General features: G+C 67.7%; 19 protein-coding genes. 14 read left to right on the top strand and 5 right to left on the bottom strand.

Going from position 1 to position 17,303, the window contains the following annotated elements:
- Nucleotides 1–51 precede the first annotated feature (51 nt).
- Together FCU40_RS01825 and FCU40_RS01820 are read right to left on the bottom strand one after the other, a co-directional pair.
- Entirely contained in the window at nt 52–687 is a 636-nt protein-coding gene (locus FCU40_RS01825; protein ID WP_004621845.1) for a LemA family protein, read from the bottom strand.
- A gap of 132 nt (nt 688–819) precedes the next feature.
- A complete protein-coding gene (locus FCU40_RS01820) occupies nt 820–2,127 on the bottom strand; it encodes an acyl-CoA dehydrogenase family protein (protein WP_168072490.1) in 1,308 nt (435 codons plus the stop codon).
- A 127-nt stretch (nt 2,128–2,254) separates the two neighbouring features.
- Between FCU40_RS01820 and FCU40_RS01815 the strand changes: the two genes are divergently transcribed.
- From FCU40_RS01815 to FCU40_RS01775, 9 genes are all read left to right on the top strand, one after another.
- Complete coding sequence (locus FCU40_RS01815; RefSeq protein ID WP_168072489.1) at nt 2,255–2,692, top strand: hypothetical protein; 438 nt, start codon at nt 2,255–2,257, stop codon at nt 2,690–2,692.
- A 306-nt stretch (nt 2,693–2,998) separates the two neighbouring features.
- On the top strand, nt 2,999–3,337 hold the full coding sequence (locus FCU40_RS01810) for a hypothetical protein (protein ID WP_004621851.1): 339 nt from the start codon (nt 2,999–3,001) through the stop codon (nt 3,335–3,337).
- Nucleotides 3,338–3,484: 147 nt separating this feature from the next.
- The gene (locus FCU40_RS01805; protein ID WP_004621853.1) at nt 3,485–3,730 is read left to right on the top strand and encodes an acyl-CoA thioesterase domain-containing protein; all 246 of its coding nucleotides are present in this window, start codon (nt 3,485–3,487) and stop codon (nt 3,728–3,730) included.
- A gap of 181 nt (nt 3,731–3,911) precedes the next feature.
- Nucleotides 3,912–4,466 (top strand): F0F1 ATP synthase subunit delta, encoded by a 555-nt coding sequence (locus tag FCU40_RS01800; protein WP_168072487.1) that lies wholly within the window; start codon nt 3,912–3,914, stop codon nt 4,464–4,466.
- Between the two features lie 49 nt (nt 4,467–4,515).
- The gene (gene atpA / locus FCU40_RS01795; protein WP_168072485.1) at nt 4,516–6,048 is read left to right on the top strand and encodes a F0F1 ATP synthase subunit alpha; all 1,533 of its coding nucleotides are present in this window, start codon (nt 4,516–4,518) and stop codon (nt 6,046–6,048) included.
- 33 nt (nt 6,049–6,081) lie between these two features.
- Nucleotides 6,082–6,957, top strand: coding sequence for a F0F1 ATP synthase subunit gamma (locus FCU40_RS01790; protein WP_004621859.1), 876 nt, complete (start codon nt 6,082–6,084; stop codon nt 6,955–6,957).
- Between the two features lie 47 nt (nt 6,958–7,004).
- Nucleotides 7,005–8,615: a F0F1 ATP synthase subunit beta gene (gene atpD, locus FCU40_RS01785; RefSeq protein ID WP_168072484.1), complete on the top strand. Its 1,611-nt coding sequence runs from the start codon at nt 7,005–7,007 to the stop codon at nt 8,613–8,615.
- Nucleotides 8,615–8,866, top strand: coding sequence for a hypothetical protein (locus FCU40_RS01780; RefSeq protein WP_004621863.1), 252 nt, complete (start codon nt 8,615–8,617; stop codon nt 8,864–8,866). The genes atpD and FCU40_RS01780 overlap by 1 nt, the downstream gene beginning before the upstream one ends.
- Nucleotides 8,866–9,126, top strand: coding sequence for an ATP synthase F1 subunit epsilon (locus tag FCU40_RS01775; protein WP_004621865.1), 261 nt, complete (start codon nt 8,866–8,868; stop codon nt 9,124–9,126). The genes FCU40_RS01780 and FCU40_RS01775 overlap by 1 nt, the downstream gene beginning before the upstream one ends.
- Nucleotides 9,127–9,195: 69 nt before the next feature.
- On the opposite strand, the gene FCU40_RS01770 is transcribed toward FCU40_RS01775, so the two are convergent.
- Nucleotides 9,196–10,056 (bottom strand): NAD-dependent epimerase/dehydratase family protein, encoded by an 861-nt coding sequence (locus tag FCU40_RS01770; RefSeq protein ID WP_035017532.1) that lies wholly within the window; start codon nt 10,054–10,056, stop codon nt 9,196–9,198.
- A gap of 29 nt (nt 10,057–10,085) precedes the next feature.
- On the opposite strand from FCU40_RS01770, the gene FCU40_RS01765 reads away from it, so the two are divergent.
- From FCU40_RS01765 to FCU40_RS01745, 5 genes are all read left to right on the top strand, one after another.
- A complete protein-coding gene (locus tag FCU40_RS01765; RefSeq protein ID WP_168072482.1) occupies nt 10,086–10,445 on the top strand; it encodes an MmcQ/YjbR family DNA-binding protein in 360 nt (119 codons plus the stop codon).
- On the top strand, nt 10,442–11,098 hold the full coding sequence (locus FCU40_RS01760) for a Pr6Pr family membrane protein (protein WP_168072481.1): 657 nt from the start codon (nt 10,442–10,444) through the stop codon (nt 11,096–11,098). The genes FCU40_RS01765 and FCU40_RS01760 overlap by 4 nt, the downstream gene beginning before the upstream one ends.
- A gap of 20 nt (nt 11,099–11,118) precedes the next feature.
- Complete coding sequence (locus tag FCU40_RS01755) at nt 11,119–11,958, top strand: aldo/keto reductase (protein WP_168072479.1); 840 nt, start codon at nt 11,119–11,121, stop codon at nt 11,956–11,958.
- A gap of 408 nt (nt 11,959–12,366) precedes the next feature.
- The gene (gene purH / locus FCU40_RS01750) at nt 12,367–13,956 is read left to right on the top strand and encodes a bifunctional phosphoribosylaminoimidazolecarboxamide formyltransferase/IMP cyclohydrolase (RefSeq protein WP_168072478.1); all 1,590 of its coding nucleotides are present in this window, start codon (nt 12,367–12,369) and stop codon (nt 13,954–13,956) included.
- A gap of 15 nt (nt 13,957–13,971) precedes the next feature.
- On the top strand, nt 13,972–14,724 hold the full coding sequence (locus FCU40_RS01745; RefSeq protein ID WP_168072477.1) for a prolyl oligopeptidase family serine peptidase: 753 nt from the start codon (nt 13,972–13,974) through the stop codon (nt 14,722–14,724).
- Here FCU40_RS01745 and FCU40_RS01740 read toward each other — a convergent pair.
- Both FCU40_RS01740 and FCU40_RS01735 read right to left on the bottom strand, forming a co-directional pair.
- Nucleotides 14,721–15,926, bottom strand: coding sequence for a DUF418 domain-containing protein (locus FCU40_RS01740; protein ID WP_168072476.1), 1,206 nt, complete (start codon nt 15,924–15,926; stop codon nt 14,721–14,723). The two genes, FCU40_RS01745 and FCU40_RS01740, sit on opposite strands and share 4 nt — an antisense overlap.
- A 37-nt stretch (nt 15,927–15,963) precedes the next feature.
- A complete protein-coding gene (locus FCU40_RS01735) occupies nt 15,964–17,286 on the bottom strand; it encodes an MFS transporter (RefSeq protein WP_168072475.1) in 1,323 nt (440 codons plus the stop codon).
- Nucleotides 17,287–17,303 lie beyond the last annotated feature (17 nt).

Here is a 17,303-nt window from a genome sequence, read left to right as displayed (position 1 = left end):
CGGCGGTCCCCCTCCCCCGTGAGGGGGAGGAGAGCACGACTGAACCTCACGCTACTGAACCTTCGGCGGGGTCGCCGTCGGCGGGCTGGAGAAGTCCACGGTCGGCGCGCTCTGCGCCGCGGCGGTAGCCTGGAACAGCTGGGCGGGCTTTTGGCCGCTATAGAGCGTCTTGGCCCACAGCACGCTGGGGAAGGTGCGCAGGGTGGTGTTGTAGGTCTGGGCGGTCAGGTTGTAGTCGCGGCGCGCGATGGCGATGCGGTTCTCGGTGCCTTCCAGCTGGCTCTGCAGGGCCAGGAAGTTCTGGTTCGACTTCAGTTCCGGATAGCGCTCCTGCGCGACCATCAGCCGGCTCAGCGTGCCGCCGAGCTTGTCCTGCGCGGCCGCGAACTTCTGGAACTGGGCCGGGTCGGTGATCGTCGAGGCGTCGACCTTGATGGAGGTGGCGCTGGCGCGCGCCTCGGTGACGGCGGTCAGCACCTCTTTTTCCTGCGCCGCGTAGCCCTTCACCGTCGCCACCAGGTTGGGGATCAGGTCGTTACGACGCTGGTACTGGTTCTGCACCTCGGCCCAGGCGGTCTTGGTCGCCTCGTCCTGGGTCGGAATGGTGTTGATCCCGCAACCGGCCAGCGTCGCCGGGACGGCGACGATCAGGGCGACACGCGCGGCGTTACGGACGAGACGGTTCATGAGCCCTCCAAGGAGCCCGCCCCGCTCCGGACGGAACGGACCAGCGGGCTCGTCAACCTAGATCGCGAACATGTATGCTCGCGTATCGCCGTTAGATAGCGCGTCCCTTGATACACGTCAGAGGGGGGCGGATTAAACCTTGTCCATCTCGGCGAAGGCCTTTTTTCGCGGCCCCATATAGCCGAACAGCCAGGCGGCCACCTTGCGCATCTGGATCTCCTCCGATCCCTCGGTGATCCGGTAACGGCGGTGATGGCGGTAGATGTGCTCGAACGGCTTGTGGCGGGAATAGCCGATGCCGCCGTGGATCTGCATGGCCCGGTCGGCGGCCTCGCAGCACAGGCGGTTGGCCCAGTAGTTACACATCGAGACCTTATCGGAGAGCCGCTTCTCGACCTCCGGCTTGGTCATCTGGTCCATCTCCCAGGCGGTCTTGCGGATCAGCAGGCGCAGCATCTCGGCCTGGGTCGACAGCTCGACGATCGGGAACTGGATGGCCTGGTTCTCGGCCAGGGCCTTGCCGAACGGCTTGCGCGCGCGGGCGTACTTGATGGACTCCTCGATGCAGTAGACCGCCGCGCCCAGGCTGGAGGCCGCCTGGCGGATGCGGTTTTCGTGCACGAAATGCTGGGCCAGGGCCAGGCCGCCGCCTTCTGGGCCGAACATCGCCGACTCCGGAACCCAGACGTCGGTGAAGCTGACCCGGGGGTGGTCGGTCGGCATGTTGAAGGTCCAGAGATACTCCTCGATCTTGACGCCGGGCGCGTGGGCCGGAACCAGGAAGGCGGTGATCCCCCGGGCGTCGCCGTCCTCGCCGGAGGTCCGAGCGAACAGGCAACAGTGCGTGGCCGCGTGCATACCCGTGGTCCACATCTTCTCGCCGTTGATCCGCCAGCCGGCCTCGCCGTGGTGTTCCTCGCGGACGGCGCGGGTCTCCATGTGGGTGGCGTCCGAGCCGTGATCGGGCTCGGTCAGGCCGAAGGTCGGTCGAAAGGCGCCCCGGTCCAGCATGTCGCCGATTAGATGCTGCTGGTCGGGCCGGCCGAAGTCGCGGATCATCAGCACGAACGGGTTGTTGCCGACGATCGAGTGCTCGTTCTGCAGATCGTTGAACAGGCCCAGGCCCTTGCTGGCCAAATGCTCGCGGATCACCGCCATGCCGAGGTTCGTGCCGCCCTGGCCGCCATAGTCCTTGGGCAGGGCGTAGCGATAATGGCCCGCCTGATCGGCCAGCTTGCGGGCCTTGCCCAGCAATTCCTCCCATTCATGGCGAGGCAGGCCGCCCATGTCCCAGTCGGTCCTCGCCCATTCGCGGCGGTGGTCGAAGAAGCGGTCGTTGTCGTCGCGCGCCTGCAGGGGCGCGATCTCCCTCTCGATGAAGGCGTCGAGCTCGGCCAGATAGGCCGAAAGCTCCGGCGGCAGGTGGAAGTCCATGGTCAAGCCTCCCTAACGCTCATCTTTATGTCTCTGGGGGCAGTAAAACGCGGCGAAAGGACGCGGCCAATCGTGCCCCTTGGGAACACGGCGCGGACCTTGACCTTAACCCCTCCTTGACGCCCGGGGGTCTATGGTTCTCGTCATGATCACCATGGCGGCCTTCGCGATCATTGGCGCCGCGCTCGGATTGCTCGTCCGGCCGCGCGCCATGGGCGTGCTCTGGCCCGTCCTGCTGGCCATCGCCGTGGAAGGCGCGGTCCAGTGGGCTATCGGCGTCATGACCCACCAGCCCAACCGTGAGGTGCTGGTGCTGCGCCTGCGCCAGATCTTCGGCGACGATATCATCGGCATGATCGGCCCCGTCGCCGCGGCGACGATCGGCGCCGTGGTCGCGGCCATGCTGGGCGCGCTCACCGACCCCAAGAAGGCCGAGATGATGCTGACCGCCGACGGCATCCAGCGCCGCGTCGGCAAGAATGGGCGCTATGTCCGGGCCGAGGGCATGGTCGAGGAACGCGCCATCCACGCCAAGGCCGAGAGCCGGATCGACCAGATCCTGGGGCTTTAGACGGAGCGCCCGTCGCGCTCGCCAGCCGAAACGCTCGCCATTTCCGCGCGAACCTCGTCGCGCCTGGCGCGCGAACTCCGTTTCCCGAAAAAACGATGCGCATGCGAAATTGAGCTTGCGCAATTTCTGATCACTGATATCTAAGCGATGCTTAGTTCGGATCCGAAGCACCGGTGGGGATACCGGGGCCGACCGTCCAGATGGGATGCTCCCGATGGGTTGTCGAGGTCCGGGCGGCCAGTACCGCGTTTCACCGATCAACGATCTGACCGCAACTTCCCCAACCCAACGCTGGAGGGCTTTAAGATGAAGCTCCGTTCCCTGGCGGCCGTCGCCGCCCTGTCCACCGCGCTGTTCGCCGGCGCCGCCCTGGCCGATGGCCGTATCGCCGCCGCCCTGGACCAACCCCTCGCCGCCAAGACCAAGGTCGTCGCCGGCGGCGCCGTTTTCGTCTGCGAGGGCGCCGAGTGCGTCTCGACCCAAGCCCCCTCGCGGGCTCTCACCGCGGTCGCCTGCAAGGCGCTCGCCAAGGAAGTGGGCCACATCTCGGCCTTCGGCGGCGAAACCAAGTCGCTCGACGCCGACGATCTGACCCGCTGCAACGCCTCGGCCAAGGGCGCCTCCGCCGTGGCCTCGGCTAAGTAGGAACACGTATCGCTTTACCTGAGTTACCAGACGCGTTTGGGATCGCCGCTTTCGGGGTCCCGTCTGGCTGTTTCCTCGAGCATTCGCCTCAACGGGGCGGCGGATTCGTCCGTCGCCCCTTTTCTTTTCCGCGTCAGGGACTAGGTCATGGCCATGGACTCAAGCCTTTCCGCCCAATTGGAATCCGTGCTGCGCAAGGCCGCGGGCGACGGAACGGCCCTGGCGTCGATGACAATCGACTATGCCGGCGAGGCCGAAAGCCAGACGCTTTCGTCCAAGGCGTGGGTCGAGCGGGCCACCCGAAGCCTCGTCTTCGCCCAGGGCGAGCTGCGCCGCGCGGACGGCGCGCTGGCCGCTTCGGCCTCCGCGGTGTTCCGTCGGTCCGGAGACTGAACACGGTCCGCTTGGTTGCGACCGCGAAAGGCCCGTGTTATCAGGCGCGCGGCTTCGGACGGGGCGGCGCTGTCGCGCCCGCCGTCCATGTGCTTTTTCCAAGCGCGCTCAAGCCTTTAAGCCGCGATGAGGGTTAAACTTCTTGTTCGCGGCGATTTGCAACGCACCGGGCGGATACCAAGTGGCGGACGAAACCAAGGCGACGGATGCGGGTCAGCGCTATGCGCAGTCCCTCTTCGAACTGACGATCGAGAACGGCAATCTGGCCAAGGTCGAGGCCGACCTTAAGAGCCTGAAGGCGATGATCGCCGACAGCGCCGACCTGCGCCGCCTGATCGACTCGCCGGCTTTCTCCGCCGAGGACAAGGGCAAGGGCCTGGTCGCGGTGGCCGTGAAGGCCGGCTTCGACATGCTGACCACCAAGTTCCTGGGCCTCGTCGCCGCCAACGGCCGCACGGCCGACCTGCTGGGCGCGATCTCGGCCTTCGTCGAGCTCTCGGCCAAGCACCGCGGCGTCGTGACGGCCGAGGTCGTCTCGGCCGCCCCGCTGTCGTCCGTCCAGCTTAAGGGCGTGCAAGCCGCCCTGGCCCAGGCCCTGGGCAAGACCCCGGAAGTTTCCACGCGCGTCGATCCGTCCCTTCTGGGCGGCCTGAAGGTGCGCGTCGGTTCGCGTCTCTTCGACGCTTCGCTCCGTTCGAAGCTCGATTCCCTGAAATTCGCCCTGAAGCGCGCCTGAGCGTATAAGCGCGCCTTAAAAAATTAGATCGCAGAGAGCCCAGACAACCATGGACATCCGCGCCGCCGAAATTTCGGCCATCCTCAAGTCGCAGATCGCCAACTTCGGCGAAGAGGCCGCCGTCTCGGACGTCGGCCAGGTGCTGTCCGTCGGTGACGGCATCGCCCGCATCTACGGCCTGGACAACGTCCAAGCCGGCGAAATGCTGGAGTTCCCGAAGGCCGGCGTGAAGGGCATGGCCCTGAACCTCGAGCGCGACAACGTCGGCGCCGTGATCTTCGGCCAGGACCAGGAAATCAAGGAAGGCGACGAAGTCCGTCGCCTCGGCGAGATCGTGGACGTGCCGGTCGGCCGCGGCCTGCTGGGCCGCGTCGTCAACCCGCTGGGCGAGCCGATCGACGGCAAGGGCCCGATCCAATACACCGAGCGTCGCCGCGTCGACGTGAAGGCTCCGGGCATCATTCCGCGGAAGTCGGTGCACGAGCCTGTGCAAACCGGCCTGAAGTCGATCGACACCCTGATCCCGGTCGGCCGCGGCCAGCGCGAGCTGATCATCGGTGACCGTCAGACCGGCAAGACCGCCGTCGCCATCGACACCATCCTGAACCAGAAGGCCGTGAACGCCGGCAAGGACGAGAGCGCCAAGCTCTACTGCGTCTACGTCGCCATCGGCCAGAAGCGCTCGACCGTCGCCCAGATCGTCAAGACCCTGGAAGAGCACGGCGCCCTGGAATACACGACCGTCGTCGTGGCCTCGGCCTCGGAGCCGGCCCCGCTGCAATACCTGGCCCCGTTCTCGGGCTGCGCCATGGGCGAGTGGTTCCGCGACAACGGCCTGCACGGCCTGATCATCTATGACGATCTGTCGAAGCAAGCCGTCGCCTACCGTCAAATGTCGCTGCTGCTGCGCCGCCCGCCGGGCCGCGAAGCCTATCCGGGCGACGTGTTCTACCTGCACTCGCGTCTGCTGGAACGCGCCGCGAAGCTGAACGAGGACAACGGTTCGGGCTCGCTGACGGCTCTGCCGATCATCGAAACCCAGGCCAACGACGTGTCGGCCTACATCCCGACCAACGTGATCTCGATCACCGACGGCCAGATCTTCCTGGAAACCGACCTGTTCTACCAAGGCATCCGCCCGGCCGTGAACGTCGGCATCTCGGTGTCGCGCGTCGGCTCGTCGGCCCAGATCAAGGCCATGAAGCAGGTCGCCGGCCCGATTAAGGGCGAGCTGGCCCAGTATCGTGAAATGGCCGCCTTCGCGAAGTTCGGCTCGGACCTGGACGCCTCGACCCAGAAGATGCTGGCCCGCGGCGAACGCCTGACCGAGCTCCTGAAGCAACCGCAATACGCGCCGCAGTCGGTCGAAGAGCAGGTCTGCGTGATCTACGCCGGCACCCGCGGCTATCTGGACAAGATCCCGACCTCGGCGGTGCGCCGCTTCGAGAGCGAGTTCCTGGCCCGCCTGCACAGCCAGCACGCCGACCTGCTGGAAGGCATCCGCACCAAGAAGGCCCTCGACAAGGACCTGGAGAACACGCTGAAGAGCGCGCTCGACAGCTTCTCGTCGACCTTCGCCTAAGCCCTCGGAACCGCTCGGAGAGAGTAGCGCCGAATGGCCAGCTTGAAGGAAATGCGCAATCGGATCTCGAGCGTCAAAGCGACGCAAAAGATCACGAAAGCGATGCAGATGGTGGCGGCGGCCAAGCTGCGCCGGAGCCAGGACGCGGCGGAAGCCGCTCGTCCCTACGCTCGGCGTCTGGCCAGCGTCATCGCCAATCTCGCCGCCGGCGTGTCCGGCGACGGCGCCCCGAAGCTTCTGGCCGGCACCGGCCGCGACGACCGCCACCTGGTGGTGGTCGCCGCGGCCGATCGCGGCCTGGCGGGCGGCTTCACCTCGTCGATCGTCCGCGCCGCGCGCCAGCACATCGACGGGCTGATCGCTCAGGGCAAGCAGGTGCAGGTGATCTGCGTCGGCAAGAAGGTGACGGCGCAGCTCGCCCGTCCCTACGCCGGCAAGATCGTCGAGACCTTCGACCTGTCGGCCAACCGCCAGCTGACGCTGTCGGTGGCCCAGCCGATCGCCGACGTCGTCACCCGCATCTACGAGGCGGGCGAAGCCGACATCGTCACCCTGTTCTACAGCCGCTTCAAGTCGGTGGTCTCGCAGGTCCCCACGGCCCTGCAGCTGATCCCGGCGACCGTGGACGGCGTCGAAGCCGCTTCGGGCCCGACGGCGGTCTATGAGTACGAGCCCTCGGAAGAGGCCATTCTCGAGACCCTGCTGCCGCGCAACCTGACGGTTCAGATCCTGTCGGCCCTGCTGGACAACATGGCCGGCTTCTACGCCAGCCAGATGACCGCCATGGACAACGCCACGCGCAACGCCGGCGACATGATCAAGCGCTACACCCTCGAGTACAATCGTTCCCGCCAGGCCCAGATCACCAAGGAGCTGATCGAGATCATCTCCGGCGCCGAAGCCGTCTGATCTAGCCTAACGACACAAGCACGCAGAGACCGAAAGACCGCAACCCCATGGCCAAGACCCCCGCTGAGAAGCCGGCGACCGCCGCCGCCAAGAAGCCGGCCGCTCCGAAGGCCGCCGCCGCCCCCAAGGCCGCCGCGACCAAGGCGCCCGCCGCCCGGAAGCCGGCCGCCCCGAAGGCCGCCGCCGCTTCGGCTCCGGCCAATGGCGCCGTGAACCTGGACGGCGCCACCGGCCGCCTCGTCCAGATCATCGGCGCCGTCGTCGACATCGAGTTCGACGGCGCTCTGCCGGCGATCCTGAACGCCGTCGAGACCATCAACACCGCCACCGGCCAGCGCCTGGTGTTCGAAGTCGCCCAGCACCTGGGCCAGAACACCGTCCGCGCCATCGCCATGGACGCCACCGAAGGCCTCGTTCGCGGCCAGGCCGTGCGCGACACCGGCGAACCGATCCGCGTTCCGGTCGGTCCGGGCACCCTGGGCCGCATCATGAACGTCATCGGCGAGCCGATCGACGAGCAGGGCCCGATCCAGTCGACCCTGTCGCGCCCGATCCACCGCGACGCCCCGACCTTCGCCGAGCAGACCAACACGGCCGAAGTCCTGGTCACCGGCATCAAGGTCATCGACCTGATGTGCCCCTACACCAAGGGCGGCAAGATCGGCCTGTTCGGCGGCGCCGGCGTCGGCAAGACCGTGACGATGCAGGAACTGATCAACAACATCGCCAAGGCTTACGGCGGTTACTCGGTTCTGGCCGGCGTGGGTGAGCGCACCCGCGAAGGCAACGACCTCTATCACGAGATGATCGAGTCGAACGTCAACGTCGACCCGAAGGCCAACAACGGCTCGACCGAAGGTTCGCGCTGCGCCCTGGTCTACGGCCAGATGAACGAACCGCCGGGCGCCCGCGCCCGCGTCGCCCTGACGGGCCTCTCGATCGCGGAATACTTCCGCGACGAGGAAGGCAAGGACGTGCTGCTGTTCGTCGACAACATCTTCCGCTTCACCCAAGCCGGCGCCGAAGTGTCGGCTCTGCTGGGCCGCATCCCCTCGGCCGTGGGCTATCAGCCCACCCTGGCCACCGAGATGGGCAACCTGCAGGAGCGCATCACCTCGACGAACAAGGGCTCGATCACCTCGGTGCAGGCTATCTACGTGCCCGCCGACGACTTGACCGACCCGGCCCCGGCCACTTCGTTCGCCCACTTGGACGCCACCACCGTTCTGTCGCGCGACATCGCGGCCCAGGCCATCTTCCCGGCCGTGGACCCGCTGGACTCGACCTCGCGGATCATGGACCCGCTGGTCATCGGCGAAGAGCACTACACGGTCGCCCGCCGCGTCCAGGAAGTCCTGCAGCAGTACAAGGCCCTGAAGGACATCATCGCCATCCTGGGCATGGACGAGCTGTCGGAAGAGGACAAGCTGATCGTGGCCCGCGCGCGTAAGATCTCGCGCTTCCTGAGCCAGCCGTTCCACGTCGCCGAGCAGTTCACCAACACCCCGGGCGCCTTCGTCCAGCTGAAGGACACCATCCGCTCGTTCAAGGGCATCGTCGACGGCGAATACGACCACCTGCCGGAAGGCGCCTTCTACATGGTCGGCGCCATCGAGGAAGCCGTGGCCAAGGCCGAAAAGATGGCGGCCGAAGCCTGATGACCGAAGACACGGACCTGGCCAATTTCTGCTGCGAAGAGCTGGCGGAAGCGGTGTCTCCGGACGCCAACGCCGGCCTCATCGAGCACGATAGCGGCCTGATCCTGCTGAACCTCGGCGAACGCGAGGAAGAGGGCGAAACGGGCGTGGTGCTGGCCACCATCCGATTCTGCCCCTTCTGCGGAACCGAGATCCAGACCGACGAGGATATCGAGGCCGCCCTGGGCGGCGTCGAGGAGACTTTCAACTGATGGCCAAGCTGCACTTCTCCCTGGTCGCGCCCGAACGGGAACTGTTCTCCGGCGACGTGGACCTGGTCCAGGCCCCCGGCTCGGAAGGCGATTTCGGCGTCCTGGCCGGCCACGCCCCGTTCATGACCACCCTGCGCGAAGGCAAGGTGACCGTGAAGGACGGCGCGACGACCAAGGTGTTCGACATCCAGGGCGGCTTCGCGGACGTCGGTCCCGACGGCCTGACCATCCTGGCCGAGCACGCCGTCGAAGCGGCCTGATCCCAGACTTCTTCCCGTGACTTCGAAGCGCCCTCGATCCTCCCGGATCGGGGGCGTTTTCGTATCCGCTCAAAAGCGCGGGTGGAACGCCCTCGGCGCCCAGCCGAAATCCCGCGCGGCCGCCGACGAATCGAACGTCAGATCCTGGCCCATCCGCGTCCCCATGGCCGTGGTCGCGCCTGGATAGAAGGGCCTGGCCAGCCGCATCACCAGGGCGAAAAGCCAGGTCGGCATGGGCAGGCTGCGCGGTCGCTGGCCGAGGCCCTCGAAGATCCGGTCGACCATCACGCGATAGGTCACCGTTTCCCCGCCGACCAGGTCGTAGGCCCGGTTTCGCGTCGCCGGCGCGTGGGCCGCGGCCAGGGCGCCGGCGGCCAGGTCCTCGGCGTGGACCGGCTGGCGCAGGCCCTCGCCCGCCCCCGACAACGGCATCACGTGAAAGCGCCGCGCCAGGCGGGCGATGCGACTGACGTTCCCGTCGCGTCCCTCGTCATAGATCAGGGTCGGCCGCAGGATGGTCCAGGCCACGTCATGGGCCGCGCACCAGGCCTCCACGGCGGCTTCGGCCCGCGCCAGGTCCGCCGCCACCGCCCGCTCGCCGGCGTCGGGCGAGTCGGTCTTGGTGAAACGGCTGGTCGAGGAAAAGGCGATCAGCCGGCTCAGGCCTCGCGCCTTCAAGGCCGGCAGGGCCGACGGCAGAAGCCAGATCGGCGACAACGAGAACACCGTGGCCGCCGCCGGCAGGCGATCGGCCAGGTCTGGATCCTTGAGGTCGCCATCCAGCCAGCAGGCGTCGTTCGACGGCGGCCGGCGGCTGATCGCGACCGGGTCCAGCCCCTCGCTCTTCAGCCGCGCCAGCAGATGGCCGCCGATCAGACTGGTCGCGCCCAGCACCAGCACCGGCGTCTTCAGGGTGTTCTCGAAATCCATTCCCCTCATATAGTCAGGCTATCCGGAGCTTGCCCATGACCTATGAAGACGTCCGCGCCTTCGCCTTGCGCCTGCCTGGGGTCGAGGACTCAACGGCGTATGGTCGTCCGTGCTTGAAGGCGCACGGCAAGATCCTGGTTCGGCCTCACGAGGACGGCGAGAGTCTGGTCTGTCTCGGCGTGCCGTTCGACGAGCGTGACATGCTGGTTGAGGCCGAGCCCAACATCTTCCATTTCACCGACCACTATCGGAACTATCCGATCGTGCTGGTTCGGCTTGCGGCGGCCCATCCGGGCACGGTACGGCGTCTGGTCCTGCGCCAATGGCGCGCCACCGCGCCCAAAAAGGTGCTTAAGGCCTGGGACGAGGCGCACGGGGAGCAAGCATGAAGGTTTGGCGTATCGCGATCGCCGTTGTCGCCTGTCTGGGGCCGGCGCTGCAATACTGGCTGATGACGCATGATCAGACCCTGGCCACGGGCGCGATCAAGACCGTGCGCTATTTCAGCTACTTCACGAACCTGTCGAACCTGCTGGCCGCCGCCGCTCTGGTCGCGCCTTTGATCGCTTCGGGCGACACATCCTTGGGGCGCTTCGCCGCCTGGGCCGAACGCGCCGGCCCGCGCGTCGCGATCGCCACCTATCTGACGATCACGGCCCTGGTCTACCACCTGATCCTGGCCAGCGAGTGGAGTCCCAAGGGCCTGGACCTTGTCGCCGACACCATCCTGCACACCGTCACGCCCCTGGCCTATCTGATCGATTTGGCCGCGCGCGGCGGCGAGGGCGAGGCGCGCTGGATCGCGGCGGCGAAGGCGCTTCCCTTCCCGGCGCTATTCGCCGCCTGGACCGAGCTGCACGGCGCGCTATCGGGCTGGTATCCGTACCCGTTCATGAACGCCGCCAAGCACGGCTATCCGGCGGTGATGCTGAACATCCTGGCGATGAGCGCGGCCTTCGCCGGCGTCGCCCTGATCCTTACCGCCCTCTCGCGCGTTCGGGCCAGGCTGGCGCTGGTCCGTCCCGCGCCTATATCGGCCTGACCGTCCTTCTGGAGCCCTCCATGTCCAAGCTTGTTCCCGCCATCCGCTCGGGCGACGTCCTGATGCCCGCCCTCGGCTTCGGCACCTGGCAGCTCGAGAACGGAACCGCCGTTCCGCTGGTCGAGAAGGCCCTGGAGGTCGGCTATCGCCACATCGACACCGCCCAGATCTATGGCAACGAACGCGACGTCGGCGCGGCCATCAAGGCCAGCGGCGTCAAGCGCGACGAGATCTTCCTGACCACCAAGGTCTGGATCGACAAGTTCGCCGACGGCGACCTGCAGCGTTCGGCCGAGAAGAGTCTGGAGCGGCTGGGCGTCGACCATGTCGACCTGCTGCTGCTGCACTGGCCCAAGCCCGAGGTCCCGCTGGCCGAAACCCTCAAGGCCCTGAACGAGGTCCGTTCGCGCGGCTGGACCCGCGCCATCGGCCTGTCCAACTTCCCCTCGGCGCTGCTGGCGGAAGCCGCCAGCCTGTCGGAGGCCCCGATCGCCACCGATCAGGTCGAGTATCACCCCTATCTGTCGCTGAAGGCCCTTAAGGCCAAGGCCGACGAACTGGGAACCTCGATCACCGCCTGGTCGCCGCTGGCCCAGGGCAAGGTCGCCCAGGATCCGGTGCTGATCGAGATCGGCCGCGCCCACGGCAAGACGCCGGGCCAGGTCACCCTGCGCTGGATCATCCAGCAAGGCGTCATCGCCATCCCCCGCACCAGCAACCTCAAGCGCATTGAGGAGAACTTCGACGTGCTGGACTTCGAGCTGACCGAGGACGAGATGACCCGCATCCATGGTCTGGCCCGACCGGATGGTCGGCTGGGCGACTGGCTGGACAAGGCCTACCGCTGGGACGCGGAATAGGGTCGCCGCCCACATCGCGTCCGGGCGCCGCCGGGCTGTTGAAGGTAGCGCGTGAAGATGGACCATAACGTGCTGCTCAGCGGCTTGGCCGTGAGGGCGTTGGGATCCTGGAAGGGCGCAACGCCGCCAAGATGCTCCCCGCAACGCGGGGGAGCTTCTTGGCGGCCGCATTGACTCCCCCGCCCGTCGCCGTATTTTCCGCCGCGTTCGCGTGACTGGCGTTGAAGGTGGGAAACCACCGGGGAGCGTGGACCGCGCGCCTTTCAGGCGGGACGTCGTTCCGCCGCCCGGAAAGGCGCGTTGCTTGAGAGCTTGCGAGCAGACGCAAAACCGGCGTCCACTTTCAGGGCTCGCAAGCCGCCGCGCGCCTGGGCTCCGCTTTTTCGACCACGAAACCAGGAGCCCGCCGTGCCCGCCGCCCCCGACTATCCGTCCGCCCCCGATCTCGTCGCCCCCAAGCGCGCCCTGCTGTCGGTCTCCGACAAGACCGGCCTGGTGGAGGCCGCCAAGACCCTGCACGAGGCCGGGGTCGAGCTGGTCTCGACCGGCGGCACCAAGGCCGCGATCGCCGCGGCCGGCATCCCGGTCAAGGACGTCTCGGACCTGACGGGCTTCCCCGAGATGATGGACGGCCGGGTCAAGACCCTGCACCCGGTGGTGCACGGCGGGCTTCTCGGCGTGCGCGACGCGGCCGATCACGCCAAGGCCATGGCCGACCACGGCATCGGCGGCATCGATATCCTCTATGTGAACCTCTATCCGTTCGAGGCGACCGTCGCGAAGGGGGGGGCCTACGCCGAATGTGTCGAGAACATCGACATCGGCGGCCCGGCCATGATCCGCTCGGCGGCCAAGAACCACGGCTATGTCGCCGTCTGCACCGATCCGGCCGATCTCGCCGAGGTGCTGGAAGCCCTGAAGGCCGGCGGAACGACCCTGGCCCTGCGCCAGACCCTGGCGGCCCGCGCCTACGCCCGCACGGCGGCCTATGACGCGGCGATCTCGGCCTGGTTCGCGAAGGCGCTCGGCCAGGACTTCCCGGCCCGCAAGTCGATCGCCGGCGAGTTGCGCCAAACCATGCGCTATGGCGAAAATCCGCACCAGAAGGCGGCCTTCTATGCGTTCCCGAACCCGCGCCCGGGCGTGGCCACGGCCAAGCAGCTGCAGGGCAAGGAGCTCAGCTACAACAACATCAACGACACCGACGCGGCCTTCGAGCTGATCGCCGAGTTCGATCCGGCGGCCGGCCCGGCCGTGGCGATCATCAAGCACGCCAACCCGTGCGGCGTGGCCGTGGGCGCGACCCAGCGCGAGGCCTATGAGCGGGCGCTCGCCTGCGACCCGACCTCGGCCTTCGGCGGCATCGTGGCGGTGAACTCGCGCCTGACCCGCGAGGCGGCCGAAGCCATGGTCGAGATCTTCACCGAGGTGGTGATCGCCCCCGAGGCCGACGAGGACGCCGTGGCCGTGTTCGCGGCCAAGAAGAACCTGCGCCTGCTGGTGACCGGCGGTCTGCCGGACCCGCTGTCGACCGGCGACACGTTCAAGAGCGTGGCCGGCGGCTTCCTGGTCCAGTCCCGCGACGACGCGCGGATCAAGGCGACCGATCTGAAGATCGTCACCAAGCGCCAGCCGACCGACGAAGAGGTGCGCGACATGCTGTTCGCCTTTACCGTCGGCAAGCACGTGAAGTCGAACGCCATCGTCTATGCCCGCGCCGGCCAGACCCTGGGGGTCGGCGCCGGCCAGATGAACCGCAAGGACTCGGCCCGGATCGCGGCCCTGCGCGCCGCCGACTTCGGCCTCGACCTGAAGGGCTGCGCCTGCGCCTCGGAAGCCTTCTTCCCGTTCGCGGACGGCCTGATCCAGGCGGCCGAGGCCGGGGCGACGGCGATCATCCAGCCGGGCGGCTCGATGCGCGACGCCGAGGTGATCGAGGCGGCCGACAAGCTGGGTCTGGCCATGGCCTTCACCGGCGTTAGGGTGTTCAGGCACTAGGAGTCTCGAGCCTTCATGGACAGCGCCGCCTGGGGCGACCAGCTCGCCCAACATTCACGGGTGTTCAAGCCGGTCGGGCCGGGCCCTTTCCCGGTGGCGCTGATCCTTCACGGCTGCGGCGGCAAGACGCCGTTCCTCGAGGACTACGCCCGGGTCGCGGTCAAGGCGGGGTGGGCGGCCGTGGTGGTCGACTCGTTCAAGCCGCGCGGCGTCACGCCACTGCAAGCCAAGCTGACGGTCTGCACCGGTCTCGCGGTGCGCGGCCACAAGCGAGCCGGCGACGTCTTCGCCATGCTGGCCTGGCTGGAGGGGCAGGATTGGGCGGACGCCGACCGCGTCTTCCTGGCCGGCTGGAGCCATGGCGGCTGGACGATCATGGACGCCTACGCCCTGGGCGAGCGCGCGGCGACCTTGACGGGGATCACGGACGCCGAGCCGACGCGGCTGCGGCGTTCGGTGAGAGGGACCCTGCTGGTCTATCCCTATGCCGGCTATCCGGCCCTGACGACGCGGCAAGGCTGGGGCGCCGAACCGCCGCCGGTCTGGTCGGTGATCGCCGGCAAGGATCAGGTGGTCGGCTGGAAGCTGCCCAAGGCCGCCCTCGACCGCCTGTCGCGCGACGGCCTGACGGTCGACGAGCTCTTCCTTCCCGACGCCACCCACGCCTTCGACGACGACCACGCCAACGATCCCCGGGCGCGTTACAGGCCCGACCTCTTCCAAGAGGTTCAGGCCTATTTCACCCGGGCGCTAGAGGCCTGCTTTTAGGCTGGAACAGGCGACAGGCGCGGGCGACGCAGGCGGGTCGGGCCTCGATAGAGGCGCCGCCAGACCCACTCCAGCGGTCCCATCTCGAAGCGGTCCATCCACCAGCGCGACCACAGGATCTGCAGGACCCAGATCGCCACGGTGATCGCCGCCAGTCCGGGCCGGTCGACCTTGCCGTGCAGATCCAGGCCGCGCCCGCCGTAGAAGACGGCGGTCATGATCAACGACTGGGTCAGATAGTTGGAGAAGGCCATCTGTCCCACCGGCGCCAAGGCCTTCGGGATCGCCGCCCAGACGCCTCGCGACCGCGACGCCAGGACTATCAGGCTGACATAGGCCAGGGTGGTCAGCGGCGCGGTGACCATCTGAACCGCCCCCGCCATCGCGGCCAGCGGACGCGGCAGGCCCAGCAACGGCAGGGCGATGAACATCGCGCCGACCACCGCCAAGGCCAGCAGGCCGACCGCGATCAGGATCCGATAGGTCCGCGCGCTGGCCTCCCCGGTGAACAGACCGGCCTTGAAGCAGCCCAGGCCGATCAGCATCAGGCTGGCGGTCATGGCGAAGATGAAGGGCTCGTTCGGCAGAATGGCCGCGCGATCCCTGGCGTTCTGAATCAAGGACTGCGCGAAGCCGCCGCCGTACCGCGCCTCGGCCGCCTTGGCCTTGGCCAGTTCCTTGGCGACCTCCAACCCTTCCCGCGCGGCGTCATGGCCGAAAATCAAGGCCGCGACGGTCCCGGTGATCAGCATCAGGGAGAAGGCCGACCAGATCGTGATCCCGACCCGCAGCAGACGTCGGGGTTCCCAGGATCGGGCCAGCATCACGGCGAACCCCGCCAGGGCGTAGCTCAGCAGTACGTCGCCGTACCAGATGGCGAAGCCGTGCAGCAGGCCGAAGACGACCATCCAGCCCAGACGCCGCCGCAGGATCGCGCCCCGCTCCAGGTCGGACCGCTCGCCGCCGACCAGGAAGATCGACACGCCGAACAGCATGGAGAACAGGGTCACGAACTTGCGCTGGAACAGCCATTGGGTCACGACCCAGACCGCGAGCGTGGCGGGGCTGGTCCCGAACGGCCAATGCTTGACCGACTCGGCGACGTTCGGGGCGACGGCGAAGTCAGGGGCGTTGCACAACAAAATCCCCAGAACCCCCAGGCCGCGCAGGGCGTCCAGCAGAACGATGCGATCCTTGGTCATGGCGTCCGTCCCTCCCCGGGCGGAGACCCTGCCCCTTTCAGTCTCGTTCGGCAACCGGCGCTATGCGAGGCGCGGTGGCCAGGACCAGGGCGCCGGCGGCCAGGAACCCGGCGGAGACGACGACGGCGATCCGCTGCTCGGCGAAGACCCGAGTGCCGATGGCGATGATCAGCGGCGCCATGAACGCCGTGGCCTTGCCCGAAAGGGCGTAGAGCCCGAACCAGCGTCCGGTCTCGCCGGCCGGCGCCAACTGGGCCATCCAGGCGCGCAAGGACGCCTGGGCCGGGCCGAACGTCAGGCCGACGAACAGGCTGAAGAACAGGAACACCCGCTCGGGCGTGCTGGCGAACAGGGCCCCGCTCTTGGCCGGAGCGACGTGGATCATAAAGAACACCGTATCCTTGCCGACCATGCCGACCCCGACGGCGCCGAACAGCACGATGGCCGTGGCCAGCAGCACCGTCCGCTTGGAGCCGATCTTCTGGTCGACGCGACCGCCGACGAACGTGCCAAGGCCCGCCATGGTCGACAGGGCGATCGCGTAGATCCCGAGCTGCGAGGTCGTCCAGCCGAACAGCCCCGCCGCCAGCACGCCGCCGAACGCGATGAAGCTGGAAATGCCGTCGCCCAGCAGCATCCGGCCGACGAGAAAGCGCAACATGTGCGGGCGACGGGGCAGGCTCCGGATCGTCTCCCAGAGCTCGGCCAGGGGCCGGGTTCCGCTGGCGGCCGGCGGCTTGGGCGCGGCCAGCATCAGCGGCCACGAGAACAGCAGGAACCAGACCGCCACCAGCGGTCCGACGACGCGATCGGGCTCGTGCAGCGCCTTGGACAGCCCCAGCAGGGGAACCTTGGGCAGCGAGAAGCAGAAGAGCACGATGAACAGCGAGACCAGCGACCCGACATAGGCCAAGGCCCAGGCCGTGCCCGACAGCCGCCCGATCTGCCCAGGCTTGGCGACGACCGGCAGCAAGGCGTTCATCACCGACCCGCCCAGCTCCGTCACGACGCCGGCGACGACCAGAAAGCCCAGGATCAGCGGAATCCGCGCGGTCTGGCCTGGAACCGCCCACCACAGTCCGACGCTGGCGACGACGAAGGGAAACGCCAGACCCACCAGCCAGACACGAGGATTGCGCCGCGTGTCGACGTCCGCTCCGACCAGCGGCGACAGGATCGCGATCAACAGACCCGAGACCGCGCCGGCATAGCCCAGCAGGCTCTGGCCGCGCGTCGCGTCGCCGACGAAACCCGCCGCGAAATAGGGAACGAAGATAAAGGTCGCGATCAGCGCCCAATAGGGCTGTTGGGCCCACTCATAGAGCGCCCAAGCCAAACGCTGGCGATCACCCCGGTCCATGCTGACGCTCCCTGCCG

This window comes from Caulobacter sp. SSI4214 (assembly GCF_012184455.1).
GTDB lineage: Bacteria > Pseudomonadota > Alphaproteobacteria > Caulobacterales > Caulobacteraceae > Caulobacter > Caulobacter vibrioides_E.
Note: the sequence above shows the minus strand (reverse complement) of the source record. Positions and strands in the feature narration are given on the sequence as shown.

What these genes read in the sequence shown, in the direction of transcription:
- FCU40_RS01825 (WP_004621845.1), bottom strand. Translation starts at nt 687, where the DNA reads ATGAACCGTCTCGTCCGTAACGCCGCGCGTGTCGCCCTGATCGTCGCC.
- FCU40_RS01815 (WP_168072489.1), top strand. Translation starts at nt 2,255, where the DNA reads ATGGTTCTCGTCATGATCACCATGGCGGCCTTCGCGATCATTGGCGCC.
- FCU40_RS01810 (WP_004621851.1), top strand. Translation starts at nt 2,999, where the DNA reads ATGAAGCTCCGTTCCCTGGCGGCCGTCGCCGCCCTGTCCACCGCGCTG.
- FCU40_RS01805 (WP_004621853.1), top strand. Translation starts at nt 3,485, where the DNA reads ATGGCCATGGACTCAAGCCTTTCCGCCCAATTGGAATCCGTGCTGCGC.
- atpA (WP_168072485.1), top strand. Translation starts at nt 4,516, where the DNA reads ATGGACATCCGCGCCGCCGAAATTTCGGCCATCCTCAAGTCGCAGATC.
- FCU40_RS01790 (WP_004621859.1), top strand. Translation starts at nt 6,082, where the DNA reads ATGGCCAGCTTGAAGGAAATGCGCAATCGGATCTCGAGCGTCAAAGCG.
- atpD (WP_168072484.1), top strand. Translation starts at nt 7,005, where the DNA reads ATGGCCAAGACCCCCGCTGAGAAGCCGGCGACCGCCGCCGCCAAGAAG.
- FCU40_RS01780 (WP_004621863.1), top strand. Translation starts at nt 8,615, where the DNA reads ATGACCGAAGACACGGACCTGGCCAATTTCTGCTGCGAAGAGCTGGCG.
- FCU40_RS01775 (WP_004621865.1), top strand. Translation starts at nt 8,866, where the DNA reads ATGGCCAAGCTGCACTTCTCCCTGGTCGCGCCCGAACGGGAACTGTTC.
- FCU40_RS01770 (WP_035017532.1), bottom strand. Translation starts at nt 10,056, where the DNA reads ATGGATTTCGAGAACACCCTGAAGACGCCGGTGCTGGTGCTGGGCGCG.
- FCU40_RS01760 (WP_168072481.1), top strand. Translation starts at nt 10,442, where the DNA reads ATGAAGGTTTGGCGTATCGCGATCGCCGTTGTCGCCTGTCTGGGGCCG.
- FCU40_RS01755 (WP_168072479.1), top strand. Translation starts at nt 11,119, where the DNA reads ATGTCCAAGCTTGTTCCCGCCATCCGCTCGGGCGACGTCCTGATGCCC.
- FCU40_RS01745 (WP_168072477.1), top strand. Translation starts at nt 13,972, where the DNA reads ATGGACAGCGCCGCCTGGGGCGACCAGCTCGCCCAACATTCACGGGTG.
- FCU40_RS01740 (WP_168072476.1), bottom strand. Translation starts at nt 15,926, where the DNA reads ATGACCAAGGATCGCATCGTTCTGCTGGACGCCCTGCGCGGCCTGGGG.
- FCU40_RS01735 (WP_168072475.1), bottom strand. Translation starts at nt 17,286, where the DNA reads ATGGACCGGGGTGATCGCCAGCGTTTGGCTTGGGCGCTCTATGAGTGG.